Annotated in this window: 16 protein-coding genes and 1 pseudogene; 7 read left to right on the top strand and 10 right to left on the bottom strand. The window is 69.5% G+C overall.

Features of this window, described 5'->3' with window-relative positions:
• Window positions 1–3: 3 nt before the first annotated feature.
• Both ACIQLK_RS03030 and purL read right to left on the bottom strand, forming a co-directional pair.
• Entirely contained in the window at window positions 4–138 is a 135-nt protein-coding gene (locus tag ACIQLK_RS03030; RefSeq protein WP_400362826.1) for a hypothetical protein, read from the bottom strand.
• Complete coding sequence (gene purL / locus ACIQLK_RS03035) at window positions 135–2,456, bottom strand: phosphoribosylformylglycinamidine synthase subunit PurL (protein ID WP_400362827.1); 2,322 nt, start codon at window positions 2,454–2,456, stop codon at window positions 135–137. Before purL ends, ACIQLK_RS03030 begins: the two co-directional genes overlap by 4 nt.
• Before the next feature lie 136 nt (window positions 2,457–2,592).
• Between purL and ACIQLK_RS03040 the strand changes: the two genes are divergently transcribed.
• Both ACIQLK_RS03040 and ACIQLK_RS03045 read left to right on the top strand, forming a co-directional pair.
• Window positions 2,593–3,186, top strand: a complete 594-nt coding sequence (locus ACIQLK_RS03040; RefSeq protein WP_400362828.1) for a septum formation family protein — start codon at window positions 2,593–2,595, stop codon at window positions 3,184–3,186.
• Between the two features lie 50 nt (window positions 3,187–3,236).
• Window positions 3,237–3,749, top strand: a complete 513-nt coding sequence (locus tag ACIQLK_RS03045) for a septum formation family protein (protein WP_400362829.1) — start codon at window positions 3,237–3,239, stop codon at window positions 3,747–3,749.
• A 6-nt stretch (window positions 3,750–3,755) separates the two neighbouring features.
• Here the strand turns inward: ACIQLK_RS03045 and ACIQLK_RS03050 are convergent, their stop codons facing one another.
• Window positions 3,756–3,962, bottom strand: a complete 207-nt coding sequence (locus ACIQLK_RS03050; RefSeq protein WP_400362830.1) for a hypothetical protein — start codon at window positions 3,960–3,962, stop codon at window positions 3,756–3,758.
• Window positions 3,963–4,059: 97 nt separating this feature from the next.
• Between ACIQLK_RS03050 and ACIQLK_RS03055 the strand changes: the two genes are divergently transcribed.
• Complete coding sequence (locus ACIQLK_RS03055) at window positions 4,060–4,398, top strand: TraR/DksA family transcriptional regulator (RefSeq protein WP_400362831.1); 339 nt, start codon at window positions 4,060–4,062, stop codon at window positions 4,396–4,398.
• Between the two features lie 169 nt (window positions 4,399–4,567).
• On the opposite strand, the pseudogene ACIQLK_RS03060 reads toward ACIQLK_RS03055, so the two are convergent.
• Window positions 4,568–5,883, bottom strand: a pseudogene (locus tag ACIQLK_RS03060) (DUF222 domain-containing protein).
• A gap of 454 nt (window positions 5,884–6,337) precedes the next feature.
• Between ACIQLK_RS03060 and ACIQLK_RS03065 the strand changes: the two are divergent.
• The 3 genes from ACIQLK_RS03065 to ACIQLK_RS03075 all read left to right on the top strand — a co-directional run bounded on the left by ACIQLK_RS03065 (window position 6,338) and on the right by ACIQLK_RS03075 (window position 7,992).
• Complete coding sequence (locus ACIQLK_RS03065; RefSeq protein WP_400362832.1) at window positions 6,338–6,574, top strand: helix-turn-helix transcriptional regulator; 237 nt, start codon at window positions 6,338–6,340, stop codon at window positions 6,572–6,574.
• An 84-nt stretch (window positions 6,575–6,658) separates the two neighbouring features.
• On the top strand, window positions 6,659–7,000 hold the full coding sequence (locus ACIQLK_RS03070; RefSeq protein ID WP_400362833.1) for an ArsR/SmtB family transcription factor: 342 nt from the start codon (window positions 6,659–6,661) through the stop codon (window positions 6,998–7,000).
• Between the two features lie 23 nt (window positions 7,001–7,023).
• The gene (locus ACIQLK_RS03075) at window positions 7,024–7,992 is read left to right on the top strand and encodes an SRPBCC domain-containing protein (RefSeq protein ID WP_400362834.1); all 969 of its coding nucleotides are present in this window, start codon (window positions 7,024–7,026) and stop codon (window positions 7,990–7,992) included.
• A gap of 33 nt (window positions 7,993–8,025) precedes the next feature.
• On the opposite strand, the gene sufU is transcribed toward ACIQLK_RS03075, so the two are convergent.
• The 3 genes from sufU to ACIQLK_RS03090 are packed head-to-tail and all read right to left on the bottom strand — an operon-like array spanning window position 8,026 to window position 11,873.
• Window positions 8,026–8,487: a Fe-S cluster assembly sulfur transfer protein SufU gene (sufU, locus tag ACIQLK_RS03080; protein ID WP_400362835.1), complete on the bottom strand. Its 462-nt coding sequence runs from the start codon at window positions 8,485–8,487 to the stop codon at window positions 8,026–8,028.
• Window positions 8,484–9,779 (bottom strand): SufS family cysteine desulfurase, encoded by a 1,296-nt coding sequence (locus ACIQLK_RS03085; protein WP_400362836.1) that lies wholly within the window; start codon window positions 9,777–9,779, stop codon window positions 8,484–8,486. The genes sufU and ACIQLK_RS03085 overlap by 4 nt, the downstream gene beginning before the upstream one ends.
• A gap of 42 nt (window positions 9,780–9,821) precedes the next feature.
• Window positions 9,822–11,873: an APC family permease gene (locus ACIQLK_RS03090; RefSeq protein WP_400362837.1), complete on the bottom strand. Its 2,052-nt coding sequence runs from the start codon at window positions 11,871–11,873 to the stop codon at window positions 9,822–9,824.
• 62 nt (window positions 11,874–11,935) lie between these two features.
• Between ACIQLK_RS03090 and ACIQLK_RS03095 the strand changes: the two genes are divergently transcribed.
• A complete protein-coding gene (locus ACIQLK_RS03095) occupies window positions 11,936–13,000 on the top strand; it encodes a VanZ family protein (protein ID WP_400362838.1) in 1,065 nt (354 codons plus the stop codon).
• A gap of 45 nt (window positions 13,001–13,045) precedes the next feature.
• Here the strand turns inward: ACIQLK_RS03095 and ACIQLK_RS03100 are convergent, their stop codons facing one another.
• From ACIQLK_RS03100 to ACIQLK_RS03110, 3 genes are read right to left on the bottom strand one after another with little or no spacing between them, the layout of a single operon-like run.
• Entirely contained in the window at window positions 13,046–13,858 is an 813-nt protein-coding gene (locus ACIQLK_RS03100; protein WP_400362839.1) for a hypothetical protein, read from the bottom strand.
• Window positions 13,855–15,069, bottom strand: a complete 1,215-nt coding sequence (locus ACIQLK_RS03105) for an amidohydrolase (protein ID WP_400362840.1) — start codon at window positions 15,067–15,069, stop codon at window positions 13,855–13,857. Before ACIQLK_RS03105 ends, ACIQLK_RS03100 begins: the two co-directional genes overlap by 4 nt.
• Before the next feature lie 35 nt (window positions 15,070–15,104).
• Window positions 15,105–16,103, bottom strand: coding sequence for a LacI family DNA-binding transcriptional regulator (locus ACIQLK_RS03110; protein ID WP_400362841.1), 999 nt, complete (start codon window positions 16,101–16,103; stop codon window positions 15,105–15,107).

A 16,103-nucleotide genomic window follows, 5' to 3' on the forward strand; every position in this document is an offset into this window, starting at 1 on the left:
GGGTCAGCCGAACAGCAGCGTGAGGACGGTAGCGCCGCCGCCCACGAGCACCATCGCGATGATGACGGTCCAGGCGATCACCTTCGTACGGGCGCGCTTGCGCCCGACGAACTCGGCGTATTCGGGGTCGTCGCTCACGCGGGAACCTCGTCGACGATCGCGCCGAACGCGGCCGGGAGCGTGGCCTTGGCGACGCGGCGCAGCTCGCCCACCGGGATCGTGAAGACGTCCTGGATCTCGAGGCTCGACGGCTCGCCCTCGGGGGCGTCGTCGGTCACGCCGATACGCAGGACGGGGTAGCCGCGTCCCTCGCAGAGGCCGCGGAACTTCACGTCCTCCTCGCGGGGCACCGACACGATGACGCGGCCGGTCGACTCGCTGAACAGGGCGGTCGCGGCATCCACACCGTCGCGTTCCATGATCTCGCGCAACCAGACGCGGGCGCCGACGCCGAACCGGGTCGTCGCCTCGGCGAGGGCCTGCGCGAGGCCGCCGGAGGAGAGGTCGTGGGCGCTCGAGACGAGCATCTCGTCGCGCGCTGCCTGCAACAGGCCCGCGAGCGTCTTCTCGCCGGCGAGGTCGACCTTCGGCGGCCGGCCGCCGAGGTGGTCGTGGATCGTGTCGGCCCAGGCCGAGCCGTCGAGCTCCGTGGCGGTCGTGCCCAGCAGGTAGATGTTCTCGCCGGCATCCTGCCAGCCGCTCGGGATGCGACGCGAGACGTCGTCCATGATGCCGAGGACGCCCACGACAGGGGTCGGGAAGATGGGCTGGTCGCCGGTCTGGTTGTAGAAGCTGACGTTGCCGCCGGTGACGGGGACGCCGAGCTCGAAGCACGCGTCGGCGAGGCCGTCGACGGCCTGCCCGAACTGCCACATGACCTCGGGGTTCTCGGGGCTGCCGAAGTTGAGGCAGTCGGTGACCGCGGTCGGCTCGGCACCGGTCACGGCGACGTTGCGGTACGCCTCGGCGAGGGCGAGCTGCGCTCCCGCGTAGGGGTCGAGCTGGCAGTAGCGGCCGTTGCAGTCGGTCGCGATGGCGAAGCCGAGTCCCGACTCCTCGTCGACGCGGATCATGCCGGCGTCGTCGGGGAAGCTGAGGGCCGTGTTGCCCATGACGTAGTAGTCGTACTGGTTGGTGACCCACGAGGTGTCGGCGAGATTCGGGCTGCCGAGGAGCTTCAGAAACTGCTCGCGCAGCACCTCGGGGTCGTCGCTGCGCTCGAGGGTGGCGGCGGAGTCGTCGCGGAGCGCGTCGATCCAGGTCGGGTAGGCGACGGGGCGTTCGTAGACGGGGCCGTCGACGGCGACGGTCGAGGGGTCGACGTCGACGATCTGCTCGCCGTGCCAGAAGATCTGCAGGCGGCCGTCTCCGGTCACCTCGCCGAGGACGCTCGTCTCGACATCCCACTTCTGCACGACGGCGAGGAACGCATCGAGCTTCTCGGGAGCGACGATCGCCATCATGCGCTCCTGGCTCTCGCTCATGAGGATCTCCTCGGGCGTGAGCGACGGGTCGCGCAGCAGCACCTTCTCGAGGTCGACCTTCATGCCCGACCCGCCGTTCGCGGCCAGCTCGCTCGTCGCACACGAGATGCCGGCGGCGCCGAGGTCCTGGATCGCCTCGACGAGCTCGCCCTTGTAAAGCTCGAGGCAGCACTCGATGAGCACCTTCTCGGCGAACGGGTCGCCGACCTGCACGGCGGGACGCTTGGTGGGGCCGCCGTCGGCGAAGGTGTCGGACGCCAGGATGGATGCCCCGCCGATGCCGTCGCCGCCGGTGCGCGCACCGAACAGGACGACCTTGTTGCCGGCGCCGGTCGCGTTGGCGAGCTTGATGTCCTCGTGGCGGAGGACGCCGACCGCGAGCGCGTTGACGAGCGGGTTGCCCTGGTAGACCTTGTCGAAGACGGTCTCGCCGCCGATGTTGGGCAGGCCCAGGCAGTTCGCGTAGAAGCTGATGCCGCTCACGACGCCGTGCACGACGCGGGCGGTGTCGGGGTCGTCGATGTCGCCGAAGCGCAGCTGGTCCATGACCGCGACGGGGCGCGCGCCCATCGAGATGATGTCGCGGACGATGCCGCCGACGCCGGTCGCGGCGCCCTGGAACGGCTCGATGTAGCTCGGGTGGTTGTGGGACTCGACCTTGAAGGTGACGGCCCAGCCCTCGCCGACGTCGACGACGCCGGCGTTCTGGCCCATGCCGACCATGAGTCGTTCCTTCATCTCGTCCGAGACCTTCTGGCCGAACCGTCGCAGGTAGATCTTCGAGGACTTGTAGGAGCAGTGCTCGCTCCACATGACGGAGTACATCGCCAGCTCGCCCGAGGTGGGACGGCGGCCGAGGATCTCGCGGATCTTGTCGTACTCGTCGGGCTTCAGGCCGAGGGCGCCGTACGGCTGCTCCCGTTCCGGCGTGGCGATGGCGTTCTCGACGGTGTCTGCGACTGGGGTGCTCACGCGGCTGGGCTCCAAGACTCGGGATGCCGGGGGACGCGTTCATCCTATCGGCGGGGCACCGGCATCCCGTCGTGTTCACGGGGGCTCCGCTCCGATACGCTGACGCCATCGCTCGACGAGCACTCCTGGGGGATTCATGTCGACTCGTCATCTGCGGCGCTGTGCCGTCGCGGCCGCTGTCGTCGGCGCTGTCGCGCTGATGCCGATGCTGTCGGGGTGCACGCAGGTGGCGTCCGCCGTCGCCGGCGCGATCTTCGAGGTGCGGGGTGAACAGCCCGTGCCGCAGCCGCCGGCGGAAGCCGAAGACGTCGACAACGACATGCTGTTCGTGCACCTCGGGGTCGGCGACTGCTTCGACGATCCGAACGCCTACGACGGATCCGATCCGGAGGGCGCGTGGTCGATCCTCCTCATCCCGTGCGAAGAGGCGCACTGGTTCGAGATGTACGCGAAGGACGACCTGGGTATGTCGTACTTCCCCGACGCGATGTCGCCGACGGCGGAGTTCCCCGGCGACGACGACGTGGAAGACGCTGCCAACGAGGTCTGTTACGGGGCGTTCGCCGACTACGTGGGGGAGTCGTACGAGGACTCGGTCCTCGAGTACTGGTACTACGTGCCGACGGCGGAGTCCTGGGCGCAGGGGGATCGCATCGCCCGATGCGTCGTCGGACATGAGGACGGGACCGTCGTGGGAAGCGCTGCAGGCTCGGGGCAGTCGACGTCATGACGGCTTCGATACGCTGAACCGTCGCTGTCGCTTTTCGGTCCGGGGGGATCATGTCTGTTCGTCGTTCGGGTGCTGTCGTCGCCCTTGCCGTTGCCGCCGTCATGCTGTCGGGGTGCGCGACGTCGCTGACCGCGCTGCTCGGCGGCGCATCGCGGGACGAGGAGGGGCAGATCAACTCCGGCGGTGACCTCGACGTGTTCACCATCAAGGTCGGCGACTGCTTCTTCGACGATGCTCTGGCATCGGAGACCGAAGGCGAGACCAGCACGGTCCGCGCCGTCCCCTGCGACGAGAAGCATGCGTTCGAGGCGTACCACGACTTCGCGCTCCCCGAGGGTGAGTATCCGACGGTGGACGTCATCAATGATGCGGCGGCCGGCGAGTGCCTGCCGGCCTTCGAGGACTACGTCGGTGTGAGCTATGACGATTCGCGGTACGACTTCTCCTACTACTCGCCGTCGCGCGAGACGTGGGAGTACCGGGACGACCGCCTCGTGTCCTGCATCCTGATCGCGCCCGAGGGCGAGACGCTCACCGGGTCGCTGAGGGGTGTCGGCGAATAGTCCGCCTCACTCCTCGGCGTCGTCCGGGTCGGAGTCGATGACGCCGATGCCGACGGCGTGGTGGCTGGGCTCCTCGTCCTGCTGAGCCGGAGCCTTCGGCTCATCACCGGGCTCCTTCGCGACGCTCGGCTCTTCGAGCTCCTCGGTGTCGGGCATCTCCTCGGGGTTGTCGTGCTCGGTGTCGGCGTGCTCGGTGTCGTCGTTGTCAGCCACGGGGGCTCCTTCCGTTGCGTCCACTCTGGAGGCGCGGTGCCGGTGTCGCGACGGTCTTGACGGTCGCCGTGTCGGTGAGTAGGCCTACGCTGACCGGATGGATCCGATCGAACGGCTGCGTGCGCGGGAGCGGGAGCTGACGGGCCAGCTGGCGCGTCTCGAGGCCGACGATGCTGCGCTTCGGGTCGATCGCGCCGATGCGACGGCGGACGACGAGCACGACCCCGAGGGTTCGACGCTGTCGGGCGAGTGGCAGCGCGTGGACGCGTTGCGCGCGTCGACGCGCGACGAGTTGGCGCAGGTCGCAACCGCGCTCGAGCGGGTGGATGCCGGCACCTACGGGATCTGCGAACGGTGCGGCCGTCCGATTCCCGAGGCGCGGCTGGAGGTGCGCCCGCAGGCGACGATGTGCGTCGCCTGTGCGGCGCTCGGCTGACGACGGTGTGCGGCGCTCGGCTGACGACGGTGTGCGGCGCTCGGCTGACGACGGTGTGCGGCGCTCGGCTGACGACGGAGTGCGCGGCGTCGGGTTGACGGGGGTGCGCGCGCGACCTGGGCCGGGAACGCAGCGGCGGCGGGCCGGGACGCATCCGGACACTCGAGTCCTAGAAGGGTGCGGGGTTTCCCGGTGGGGCTGCGGCAGGGGTGAAGGCGACGGCCGGTGTGGGTGCGTCTTCGCGATAAGTTCTGCCGAGGGGTGAGGTCCATTCCAGGACGCCACCCGACAGTTGTCGGACTCTCCAGGCGGTGAACTGCTTCATCGAGTGATGCCGTTGGCACAGGTGAGCGAGGTTTGAGAGTTCCGTCTTCCCGCCGAGCGCATGGTCGTGGGTGTGGTCGACTTCGCAGCGGATGGCGACGACGCGGCATCCGGGGAACCGGCAGTGCTGGTCGCGCGCTTGCAGGAAACGTCGCATGCCGGACGGCACCCGGTACGAGTCGGTCGACACGGTGACCCCGGTGGTCGGGTCGTGGAAGAGGCGTTCCCAGACCCCGGTGCCGCCGGCGAGTGTCCGCGCGGTGGCGGGATCGATGGGCGACCGACTCGCGAGGTCGCAGGGTCCGTCGTCGGCCCCGGTGAGTGTCGCGGCGGGGACGAGGACCTGCACCCGTGCGCGGATCGCTCCGAGCGGTCCGGCGGTGGTGTCGCGGGTGTCGTCGAGGGCGGTGTGCCGGCGAGGAGGAGGTCGGCGAACACGTCGGCTCGGACCTGATCGGTCGAGCGCGCGTCGGTCGCGACGACCTCTGAACCCGCGGCGCGCTCTGCGCGCGTGTCGATGATCGCGCGCGCCTGCTGCGTGAGCCGGTCGTGGATCCCCTCGGCGATCACCGTCGGGAGGGTCGCGACCAGGTCACTCATCCCATCCCGCCCGGGAACGAGGCGCACGCACCGCCCCGCGGCAGCCTCCTCGTGTCGTTCGGCGAAGGATCGGGGGTGCATCCGATGGGCGAGGATCTCCAGTTCACCTCGAACCCGGTTCGGTGTCTGACCGTCGCAGCGTTCGATCGCGATGGTCTCGAACTCCGCCCACAGTCCTGCGGGCAGGTTCGATCCCGCATCCACGATCGCCATGACATGCCCGCGCACGATCCGGCCGGCCTCCCACGCGGCGACCGCGGCGGGGAATCCTTCGATGATCAGCCGGGCTTCTCCGATGCGTCGTTGCACGGTCCGATCGGTCATCCGCATCACCCCACCGACCTCCGCCGCGATCGAGCGCAGCACCATGTCATGCACCTGCACTCGCGCGTTCCGAGGTGCGCTCTGCTCATCCGCCAACCGACCGGCTGCCGCAAGCATGCGTAGTTCCGCGATCTGCGCGGCGGCGATGACACGCCCCGCGCCCTCGACGCCCGCAACGATACCCGCGATGGCGGCGAGATACGCCTCGCCATCGGGGGTTTCCGCGGTGTTCGTCATATCTGCACTCTCGCACCAACCTCCGACATTCAGACCCCGGAAAGTGTCGTGACCACACGTTACGAACTTGCTCGTAGATGAGAAACCTTTCATCCGCTCGGCCGGGACCAGTAGCCGTTCCGGGTGCCCATGGCGGCGGTCGCGTCACCTTTTCACGCCGTAGCCGCAGCTCAGCCCGGGAACGAACTCTCGAACAGCTCGACTTCCTCCCGGCGTCATCGCCCGTCCCGCTCGTCTCACCGCGGTTACGAGACGCGAGCGGGCAGCAAACCGAGGACGACGTCCAGTTCCACGACTGACTCGTCGAAGCAGGCGCGTCGATCACCTCTTCTTCGCGGGCCGCACACGTCATCGACTCGATCGGGTGGATGCGGACGCTCCATAATGGCCGGGTGACGGACGCAACCGACCCCTGGGGCCTCGACGGCCTCGACGGCGTGACGAACACGCCCATGTGCTCATCTACGTGGCTCGCGACCCCGGTGCCCGCGTTCGCGAGATCGCGGACGCGGTGGGCATCACCGAACGCACGGCCCACGGCATCCTGAGCGACCTCGTCGATGACGGGTACCTGCGCCGCGAGAAGGAAGGTCGACGCAACCGGTATGAATGCGTCGAAGACCTTCCGATGCGGCATCCCATCGAGAGCGACCACGCCGTCGGCGAGCTGCTCCGCGCGCTGCGGGGCTGACGTCTCGGCGCCGCCGGGATTCATCGCCGCGCGATCGCAGCGGAGCATTGACGCCCGGCGTCCACTGCTCTAACGTACAACCAAATGGTTGCACAAACGGAGCTCAGCGATGACCAGATCGACCGCGTCTTCCACGCCCTGGCGACGGCGACGCGGCGTGACATCCTGCGTCGCACGCTCGAGCGCGAGCAGTCCGTGTCCGCGCTCGCTGCGGACTACGACATGTCGTTCGCGGCCGTCCAGAAGCACGTCGCCGTGCTCGAGGCGGCCGAGCTCGTCGTCAAGCGCGCCGAGGGGCGCGAGCGCCTCGTCCGAGCGGACCCCGACATGATCGCCCGCGCCCGCGCCCTGCTCGCGCGATACGAGGACCTGTGGCGCTCCCGCATCGACCGCCTCGACGCCCTCCTGTCCGAGCCCGAGAACTGACCCATCCCACGAAGGAGTGAGACATGCCCGTCACCGACATCACGACCGACACCGAGAACCTCACGATGACGCTCACGGCCGATGTCGACGCCCCCGTCGACCGGCTGTGGCGCGCGTTCACACAGCCACGCCAGCTCGAGCGGTTCTGGGGTCCTCCCGGATGGCCGGCGACCTTCACCGCCTTCGACTTCGCCGTCGGCGGCCACGCCCACTACGCGATGACGAGCCCGACGGGCGAGACCTCTCACGGCACATGGGAGTTCCTCGCGATCGACGAGGGCCGCGCCTTCGAGGTCCTCGATGCGTTCGCCGACGAGAACGGCGAGCCCCTCGCCGACTTCCCGTCCATGCGCATGCGCTTCTCGTTCGACGAGACCGAGACCGGGTCGCGGCTCTCGAACATCACGTACTTCACCTCGGCCGAGGCTCTCGAGCAGGTCGTCGCGATGGGCGCCGTCGAAGGCTCCCGCCTGGCGATGGACCAGCTCGACACCGTCCTCCACGATCTGCGCGACTGGTTCCAGGGAAAGGGCACGAACGTCGAGCTGCTCGACGACACCCACGTCCGCATCACGCGCCTCGTCGACGGTCCGCGGGACATCGTGTGGCGCGCTCACCACGATCCCGACCTGATGAGGAAGTGGATGCTGGGGCCCGACGGCTGGTCGATGGTCGAGTGCGTCGTCGGCGAGCACTACCGGAACGTCTGGGAGCAGGACGGGCAGCCCGAGACCCGCTTCGGCTTCGAGGGCGACACGCTCCTGCTCGACGAGCCGCGACGGTCGGTCAGCACCGAGAAGATGATCGGAATGGACGGTCCGTCGACGACGAACGACCTGCAGTTCTACGAGGAGGACGGCGCGACGCTGCTCACCCTCCTCATCGAGTACCCCGACAGGGAGACTCGCGACATGATCCTCGCCACCGGCATGGTCGACGGCATGGAAGCGTCCTACGCTCGTCTCGAGCGCGAGGTGCTGCAGGCGGCGTGAGGCCTGCTCGAAGCGACGTCCTCGTCCGCCGGCTCAGGCCCGGGCGAGGGCGTCCTCGAGCGCGACCCACGCGAGCATCGCGCACTTGACGCGAGCCGAGAACTTCGACACCCCCGACAGTGCGGCGGCGTCGGCGAACGTCTCCTCGTCCAGCGGGATCGCGCCGCGCGAGCGCAGCGCCTCGCGGAACCCGTCGATGAGCTTCACGGCGTCCTCGCGCGGCATCCCTGTCTCGCCGCCGTCCTCCTCGATCAGCGCGGCGAGCATCGACGCGGACGCCTGCGAGATCGAGCAGCCCGACCCCTCCCACGACAGGTCGACGATGCGCTCGCCGGCGTCGTCGACGCGCACACGGAGCGTGATGTCGTCGCCGCACATCGGGTTGTGCTGGTGCGAGCTGGCCGAGCGGCCCTCTTCGGGGGACAGGCCCTGCCCATGCGGGTGCTTCGAGTGGTCCAGGATGAGCTCCTGGTACAGCGAGTCGAGACCGTTCATTCGTTCACTCCGAAGTAGGACCGGATGCCGCTGACGGCATCGACCAGGGCGTCGACGTCGGCGTCCATGTTGTAGAGGGCGGCCGAGGCGCGGACGGATGCCGTCACGCCGAACCGTCGGTGCAGGGGCGCCGCGCAGTGGTGTCCGACGCGGACGGCGATGCCCTGCGCGTCGAGGAACTGGCCGGCGTCGTGCGCGTGAACGCCGTCGACCACGAAGCTCCAGAGGCCCACGCGCTCGGCGCCGTCGGCGTCTCCGAGCAGCCGGATGCCGGGGATGTCGACGAGTCCCTCGCGCATACGGGCGGCCAGACGCGCCTCGTGCGCGTGCACGGCGGGCATGCCGGCCTCCTCCAGGTAGGACACTGCGGCGGCGAGTCCGATCGCGGGGCCGATCGGCTGCGTGCCCGCCTCGAAGCGCTGCGGCGGCGGCAGGTAGCCCGCCTCGTCGAGCGTGACGGTCGTGATCATCGAGCCCCCCGTCAGGAAGGGCGGCATGGCCTCGAGGATCTCGCTCCGGCCGTAGAGCCCGCCGACGCCGTACGGCCCGAGCATCTTGTGTCCGCTGAAGACCGCCAGATCGACGCCCATCGCGGGCAGGTCGAGCCGCATGTGGGGAGCGGACTGGCAGGCGTCGAGCACCGTGAGCGCGCCGACCTGCTGCGCGAGCGCGACGATCTCGGCGACCGGGTTCACGATCCCGAGGACGTTCGACACGTGCGAGAACGCGACGATGCGGGTGCGCTCGCCGATGATCTGCGCCGCGGCATCCATGTCGAGCCGGCCATCGTCCATCACGGGGATGTGCCGCAGCACGGCCCCGGTGCGCGCGGCGAGCTCCTGCCACGGGATGAGGTTCGCGTGGTGCTCGGCCTCGGTCGCGACGATCTCGTCGCCCGGTTGAAGAGCGAGACGAGCGGATGCCGGTGCCCCCCGCCCGAGCGTCGCGTTGCCGATCGAGTACGCCACGAGGTTGAGCCCCTGCGTCGCGCCGCTCGTCCAGACGAGCTGCTCCTCGCGCGCGCCGACGAAGCGCGCGACCGTGGCCCGGGCATCCTCGAACAGGTCCGTCGCCTCGGCGGCGAGGGTGTGGGCGCCGCGGTGAACGGCCGCGTTGCTGCGGGTGAGGAAGTCGTACTCGGCCTGCAGCACCTGGCGGGGCTTCTGACTCGTCGCCGCGGAGTCGAGATAGACGAGCGGATGTCCGTTGACCTCCTGCTGGAGGATCGGGAAGTCCTCGCGCAGCCGGGCGGCGTCGAGCGCGGTCGACTCGGGCAGGGCGGGAGAAGTCACCCCTCTAGGCTACGCCGGTGCGCGATGGCCCGGCCCGACCCGTCAGCTCTCGGAATGCTCCACCAAACCGTAATGACGCTGCTCGATGCGACCGCCGCGGTCGTCTCCCGGCAGCGGCCGCGAGCGACGACCGTAGACGATCTCGGACGAGTCGAGCAGCCACGGGACGAGGGTCACGGTCACGCCGTGGACCATCATGAGCTGCTGCGCGATCCGGCGCGCACGGCGGTTGTGGAGCGGCGTCTCCCACCAGTGGCCGACGATGTACTGCGGCAGGTAGACCGTCACGACCGAGGGCCCGTGCTTCTCGCGGTACTTCTCGATGAAACCGATGAGCGGCGCGGCGTAGTGGCGATAGGGCGAGTCGACCACGACCAGGGGAACCGGCATCCGGTGGTACTCCCAATCGGCCTTCAGCTCGGCGATGTCGTCGGTGGTCACCGCCACGTGGACGGCGAGGGTCTTCTCGTGCTTCGCGGCGAGGGCGTAGTCGATCGCCTTCGCGACGGGCTTCTGCAGCCTGCCGACGAGGATGATCGCAAGGTCGCCGGAGGCGCCGAACTTCACCGTGTCGTCCATCTCGATCTCGTGCTCGACGTCGCGGTAGTACCGGTTGACGCCGATCATGAGGAAGGCGAGCACCGGCATCGCCAGGAACACCAGCCAGGCGCCGTGCGTGAATTTCGTGATCGTCACGATGACCAGCACCGCGACGGTGAACGCCGCCCCGACGGTGTTGATGACGAGGCCCGACAGCGCGCCGCGACGCGCGGCCGAACTACCCTTCAGGAGCCGCAGCTCGCGGCGCCAGTGCCGGACCATGCCGATCTGACCCAGCGAGAACGACACGAACACGCCGATGATGTAGAGCTGGATGAGGGTGGTCAGGTTCGCCTGGAAGACCACGAGGATCGCGATCGCCGCGCCGCCGAGGATCAGCATCCCGTTCGAGAAGACGAGGCGGTCTCCGCGCGAGTTCAGTGCCTTCGGAGCGTAGCTGTCGCGCGCGAGCACCGAGCCGAGCAGCGGGAAGCCGTTGAACGCCGTGTTGGCCGCCAGCAGCAGGACGCAGGCGGTCGCGGCTTGGATGATGAAGAAGAAGACCGAGTCGCCCCCGAAGGTGGCTGCGGCGACCTGGGCCATGAGGCTCGGCTGCGGACCGGCGGCGCAGTCGAAGCCGATCAGCTTGCAGGGGTTCTCGGCGTAGTGCACGCCCGCGATGAGCGCGAGCGCGGTGAGCCCCGCGAACAGGACGATCGCGATGCCGCCCATGAGCACGAGTGTCGTCTGCGCGTTCTTGACCTTGGGGGTGCGGAAGGCGGGCACGCCGTTGCTGACGGCCTCGACGCCGGTGAGGGCGGAGCAGCCGCTCGAGAAGGCGCGCAGCAGCAGCAGGATGAAGGCGACCTGCGACAGCGATTCGGGCTCGACGGTGTAGGCCGAGCTCGTGGCCACGGGAGCGTCGCCGATCGCCCAGCGGAAGAGGCCCGTGCCGATCATGAGGGCGACCGAGCCGATGAAGACGTAGGTGGGGATCGCGAACGCCTGCGACGCCTCGCGCACGCCGCGCAGGTTGACGATGACCAGCAGGATCACGAATCCGACGGCGAGTTCCACGCGCCAGGCGTTCAGGAAGGGGAGTGCCGAGATGATGTTGTCGACCCCGGAAGACACCGAGACCGCGACGGTCAGGACGTAGTCGACGAGCAGGGCCGACCCCACCACGACCCCGGCCTTCTCGCCGAGATTCGTGCGCGCCACCTCGTAGTCGCCGCCACCCGACGGGTATGCCTTGATGAGCTGCCGGTAGCTGAGGACCACGACGACGAGCAGCACCACGACCGCGGCGGCCACGGGCGGCGCGAACGCCATGAACGCCGTACCGCCGATGAGCAGGATCATCAGCAGTTCCTGGGGCGCGTAGGCCACCGAAGACAGTGCGTCCGACGCGAAGATCGGCAGCGCACGCTTCTTCGGAAGCAGCTGACCTTCGAGCTTCTCGGTGTCGAGGGGTTCGCCGATGAGCATGCGCTTCACGGCGGGAGAGGGGACCGCGTTCGGGTCGCGGCTGTCACTTGTCACGGCGGGCGACATTACGCCTCCCGCGAACCCGCCGCAACGCGGGCGGGTCCCGGAGTATTCCCTAGACTCGCGAGATGAGCGGACAAGTCTTCCCGGCGGTGGTCGCGATCCTGTTCGGAGCCGTCGTGGGCCTCATCCTCTTCGTCCCCGTCGTGGCCGTCAGCTACCGTCGCCGCGGTCGCCTCAGCATCGGCCGCGTGGGATTCTGGGCGGCATCCCTCGTCTACTTCCTGGCGATCTGGAGCTACACGCTCCTTCCTCTCCCCGCATCGGACGACTACCGCTGCTCCGGTGCCGTCCTCTCGCTCGCGCCGACCATCGACGACGTGGTCGGCGCGTTCGCCGACGGCTCGCCGCTCACCGATGTGCGTCTGCTGCAGGTCGTGTTCAACGTGCTGTTCTTCGTCCCCCTCGGGTTCCTGATCCGGGTCGTGGCCCGCCGCGGCATCCTCGTGGGCGTCCTCGCCGGGTTCGTCGTGTCGCTGCTCATCGAGACGACCCAGCTGACCGGCGTCTGGGGGATCTTCCCGTGCGGGTACCGGCTCTTCGACGTCGGCGATCTGCTGACGAACACGCTCGGCGCCCTCGTCGGGTCGGTCCTCGGGCTGCTCGTCCCGGCGCGTCTGCGCGGCGTCGAGAAGGCGGCGGATGCCGGGGCTCCCCGCCCGGTCACACGCGGGCGCCGGCTGCTCGGCGCCGCGTGCGACCTGCTCGGCACCGCCGTGCTGGCCGGCGCCGCGGGGACGACGGTCCAGCTCTTCCTGCAGTACGCGCTCCGCCGCAGCGACCTCGTCGCCGACGGCGTCATCGCCGACATCGCCTCGGGATGGGTGCCGATCGCCGTCTGGCTCGCGGTCGTCCTCGCAACGGGTCGCACGGTCGGCGACCTGTGTGTGGAGCTGCGGTACGAGGGCGGGCGATTCCCGGAACCGCTCGCCCGGGCGCTGCGCTTCGTCGGCGGCATCGGGGGCTACCTCGTGCTCGGCGAGCTGGGGGCCGTGGGTGGCGTCCTCGTCGGCCTCTTCGTGCTGACGTGGATCGTCCTGCTGTTCGCCACCCCCGCGGGACGCGGACTGCCCGGGGTCCTCAGCGGTCGCCGGCTGGCCGACGCGCGCTCAGTGGACTCCGACGATCACTGAACCTGGACGATCACTTGACCCCGGGCGATCACCGATTCCGGGCGATCACTGGCCTCGGGCGCGGAAGGTGTAGGTGATCGAAGCCACCTTCTGGCCGGACTCGTCGGATTCGACGAAGGCGCTGAACTCGCGCGACCCGTTGCTGTAGAACTTCCCCCGGCCCTCGCCGTACGTCAGACGCACGCGCCCGTTCGTGAGCGTGAACTCGTCGAACGGTCCCTTGCTCCGCGCCTGGTCGAGCGAGTCGCCGACCGAGACGCCGAACTCGTTCGTGATCTGGACGTCCTGGGGGAGTCCTGAGGTCACCGTGACCCAGGTGGGCGCCGGAACCTCGCCTCGGGAACGGCCGCCGTCGCCGAGGAAGACGTCGTAGAGGCGGAAGCCCGGCCACACGTAGATGTCGTACGCCCAGTTCTCGGCGTCGCCGTTGACGAAGTCCTCCTTCGGCGCGGTGCCGAAGGCCTTCGTCAGGGCGGCGATCACGGGGCCGGAGTCATCGGCCCAGGTGTGCGTGACCGTCCCGTCGGGGGTCTTCACCGTGAAGCCCGACCCGTTCAGTTCGATGGTGGATGCCGGAGCGGGCGGCTCCTCCTCGACGGGTTCGGATGGCTTGGGGGATTGCGGCGTCGAGGGCGACGGCTGGGGCGCAGCCGCCGAGCTCGCCGGCGGCGGCGCCGCCGTGGTCGGCTCGGTCGCCCGCAGCAGGTACACGCTGACGACCACGATCACGGCGACGAGGAGGACGCCGGCGACCGCGCCCAGGATCATCGGAACGCGGTTGGGGTTCTCGGCCCGCTCGGGCTTCTCGTGCTCTTGCGGGTCGAGGGGGGCGAAGGGCAGCCAGTCGTCGTTGCTCACGTGAGGAACTCCCGCGCGGCGACGGTCAGTGCGTCGACGCCGCGCTCGATGGTCGGGTGCAGAACGGGGGCGAAGAACGGGGAGTGGTTCGTCGGGATGTCACGCGAGATCGTACCGGCAGCGGCGGCATCCGCGTACTGCTGAGGGTCGACGCCGCCCCAGAACCAGTAGACGAGCGGAACGCCGGCTTCGCGGGCGAACCACGAGACGTCCTCGCTTCCGGTGAACATACCGGGATCCACGACGGTGCCTTCGCCGAACGCGCGGTCCATCGCCGACGTCAGACGAGCGGTCGCGTCCGCATCGTTGATGGTGGGCGGCAGGGTGTGGAGGGTGGTGATGGTGGGTTCCTGCTCCGCGCCGGATGCCGCGGCCTCCGCCCGCACGACGCGCTCGACGCGTCCGAGGATGTCGGCGCGCGCCTCGTCGTTCGGGTAGCGCAGGCTCAGTTCGAGGGTCGCTTCGGCCGGGATGATGTTGTTCTTCAGGCCGGCGTGAATGGAGCCGACCGTGACGACCGCCATCTCGCGCGGGTCGACCTCGCGCGAGACCACGGTCTGCAGACGCATGACGGTCGCGGCCGCCATGACGATCGGATCGATCGTCGAATGGGGCCGAGAGCCGTGGCCGCCGCGGCCGTGCAGGGTCACGGTGATGCCGTCGGATGCCGCCATCTGGGTGCCCGGTCGCACGCCGATCGTGCCGGCCGGCAACGGGGTGAGGTGCTGACCGAGGACGATGTCGGGCTTCGGGTACCGGTCGAACACGCCATCGGCGATCATCGCCTGCGCACCGGCGCCGTACTCCTCGGCGGGCTGGAAGACCGCGACCACGGTTCCCGACCACTCGTCGCGGCTCCCCTGCAGCTTCTCGAGAGCGCCGAGCATCGCCGTCACGTGCATGTCGTGCCCGCAGGCGTGCATCACCGGGACGTCCTGCCCGGCGGGGTCGACACCGCGGGCGGTGCTCGCATACGGGAGGCCGGTCTGTTCGGGAACCGGGAGACCGTCCATGTCGGCGCGCAGCCAGACCACGGGTCCGTCGCCGTTGCGGATGACGGTGACGACGCCCGTGCGCCCGACGCCCTCCTCGCAGTCGAGGCCGAGCGCTGCGAGCTCGCGCGTGATGACGCCGGCCGTCCGGGTCTCCTGGAACGACAGTTCCGGGTGCCGGTGCAGGTCGGTGTAGATCGCTTCGAGATCGAGAGGCATGACGACGAGCCTACGGGGACAGGGCCTCCGCTACCTCAGTGAGTCCTCCACGGGGCCGCTGTGGACGTCCGTTCCACGAGGCGGAACGCGAGGTCGCCGAGCTCCTGTCGTCCTTCGAGTGCGGCGAGGATGGCGGCGGCGGCGCGCTCCCCCTGGTCGTGCGGGAACTGCGCGATCGTGGTCAGCCCGAAGAAACCGCCCATCTCATGACCGTCGACGCCGATCACCGAGAGGTTCCTCGGCACGTCGAGTCCCCGGTCCCTCGCCGCAAAAAGGGCGCCGAACGCGATCTCGTCGGATGCCGCGAAGATCGCCGTCGGCGGTTCGTCACTCTCGAGCAGGGCGAGTGCGGCGCGATGCCCGCCCTCGATGGTGAAGTCCGCCGCGGCGAAGGGTGCGTCGGGCATCCCGGCATCCATCATCGCCGTGGTGAAACCGTGTCTGCGCAGCGACGGGATGTCGAGGCCCGGGTCTCCCGCGCGTCCCGCACCGATGTGCGCGATGCTCCGGTGACCGAGGCGCAGCAGGTGCTCGGTCGCGGCACGAGCGACGGCGATCTCGTCGACGCGCAGGGCGGGGAGTCGCGGGGTGGTCGCGCCCAGACCCACGACGGGCAGATCGAGTGCGAGGAGCCGGTCGACCTCATCGTCGTCGAGGGTCACCGAGAGGACGATGAGCCCGTCCACCCGGCCGCGCCGGAGCGACACGTCCAGGACGCCGTCGCGCTGCGCCCGATCGGAACTCATGCTGTAGAGCGTCATGTCATAGCCCTGCGGGGCCAGGCGGCTCGCGATGCCGTCGAGCACGTTCGCGAAGAACCACCGGTCGAGCAGCGGGACGACGACGCCGATGTTCGCGGCACGCCCTGTTGCCAGAGCGGACGCCGCGGCCGAGACCACATAGCCGAGGTCGGCCGCGGCCGCGCGTACGCGGGCACGGGTCGCATCCGAGATGCGCCCGCGCCCGCTGAGCGCGCGTGAGACGGTCGCCGCCGAGACGCCTGCGGCGCGGGCGACGTCGTCGATGCCGGTCAC

This window comes from Microbacterium sp. NPDC091382 (assembly GCF_044757025.1).
Classification (GTDB): domain Bacteria; phylum Actinomycetota; class Actinomycetes; order Actinomycetales; family Microbacteriaceae; genus Microbacterium.

Bases quoted from the DNA above. Each gene is read 5' to 3' on its own strand.
- ACIQLK_RS03040 (WP_400362828.1), top strand. From the start codon at position 2,593: ATGTCGACTCGTCATCTGCGGCGCTGTGCCGTCGCGGCCGCTGTCGTC.
- ACIQLK_RS03045 (WP_400362829.1), top strand. From the start codon at position 3,237: ATGTCTGTTCGTCGTTCGGGTGCTGTCGTCGCCCTTGCCGTTGCCGCC.
- ACIQLK_RS03055 (WP_400362831.1), top strand. From the start codon at position 4,060: ATGGATCCGATCGAACGGCTGCGTGCGCGGGAGCGGGAGCTGACGGGC.
- ACIQLK_RS03070 (WP_400362833.1), top strand. From the start codon at position 6,659: ATGGTTGCACAAACGGAGCTCAGCGATGACCAGATCGACCGCGTCTTC.
- ACIQLK_RS03075 (WP_400362834.1), top strand. From the start codon at position 7,024: ATGCCCGTCACCGACATCACGACCGACACCGAGAACCTCACGATGACG.
- sufU (WP_400362835.1), bottom strand. From the start codon at position 8,487: ATGAACGGTCTCGACTCGCTGTACCAGGAGCTCATCCTGGACCACTCG.
- ACIQLK_RS03090 (WP_400362837.1), bottom strand. From the start codon at position 11,873: ATGTCGCCCGCCGTGACAAGTGACAGCCGCGACCCGAACGCGGTCCCC.
- ACIQLK_RS03095 (WP_400362838.1), top strand. From the start codon at position 11,936: ATGAGCGGACAAGTCTTCCCGGCGGTGGTCGCGATCCTGTTCGGAGCC.
- ACIQLK_RS03105 (WP_400362840.1), bottom strand. From the start codon at position 15,069: ATGCCTCTCGATCTCGAAGCGATCTACACCGACCTGCACCGGCACCCG.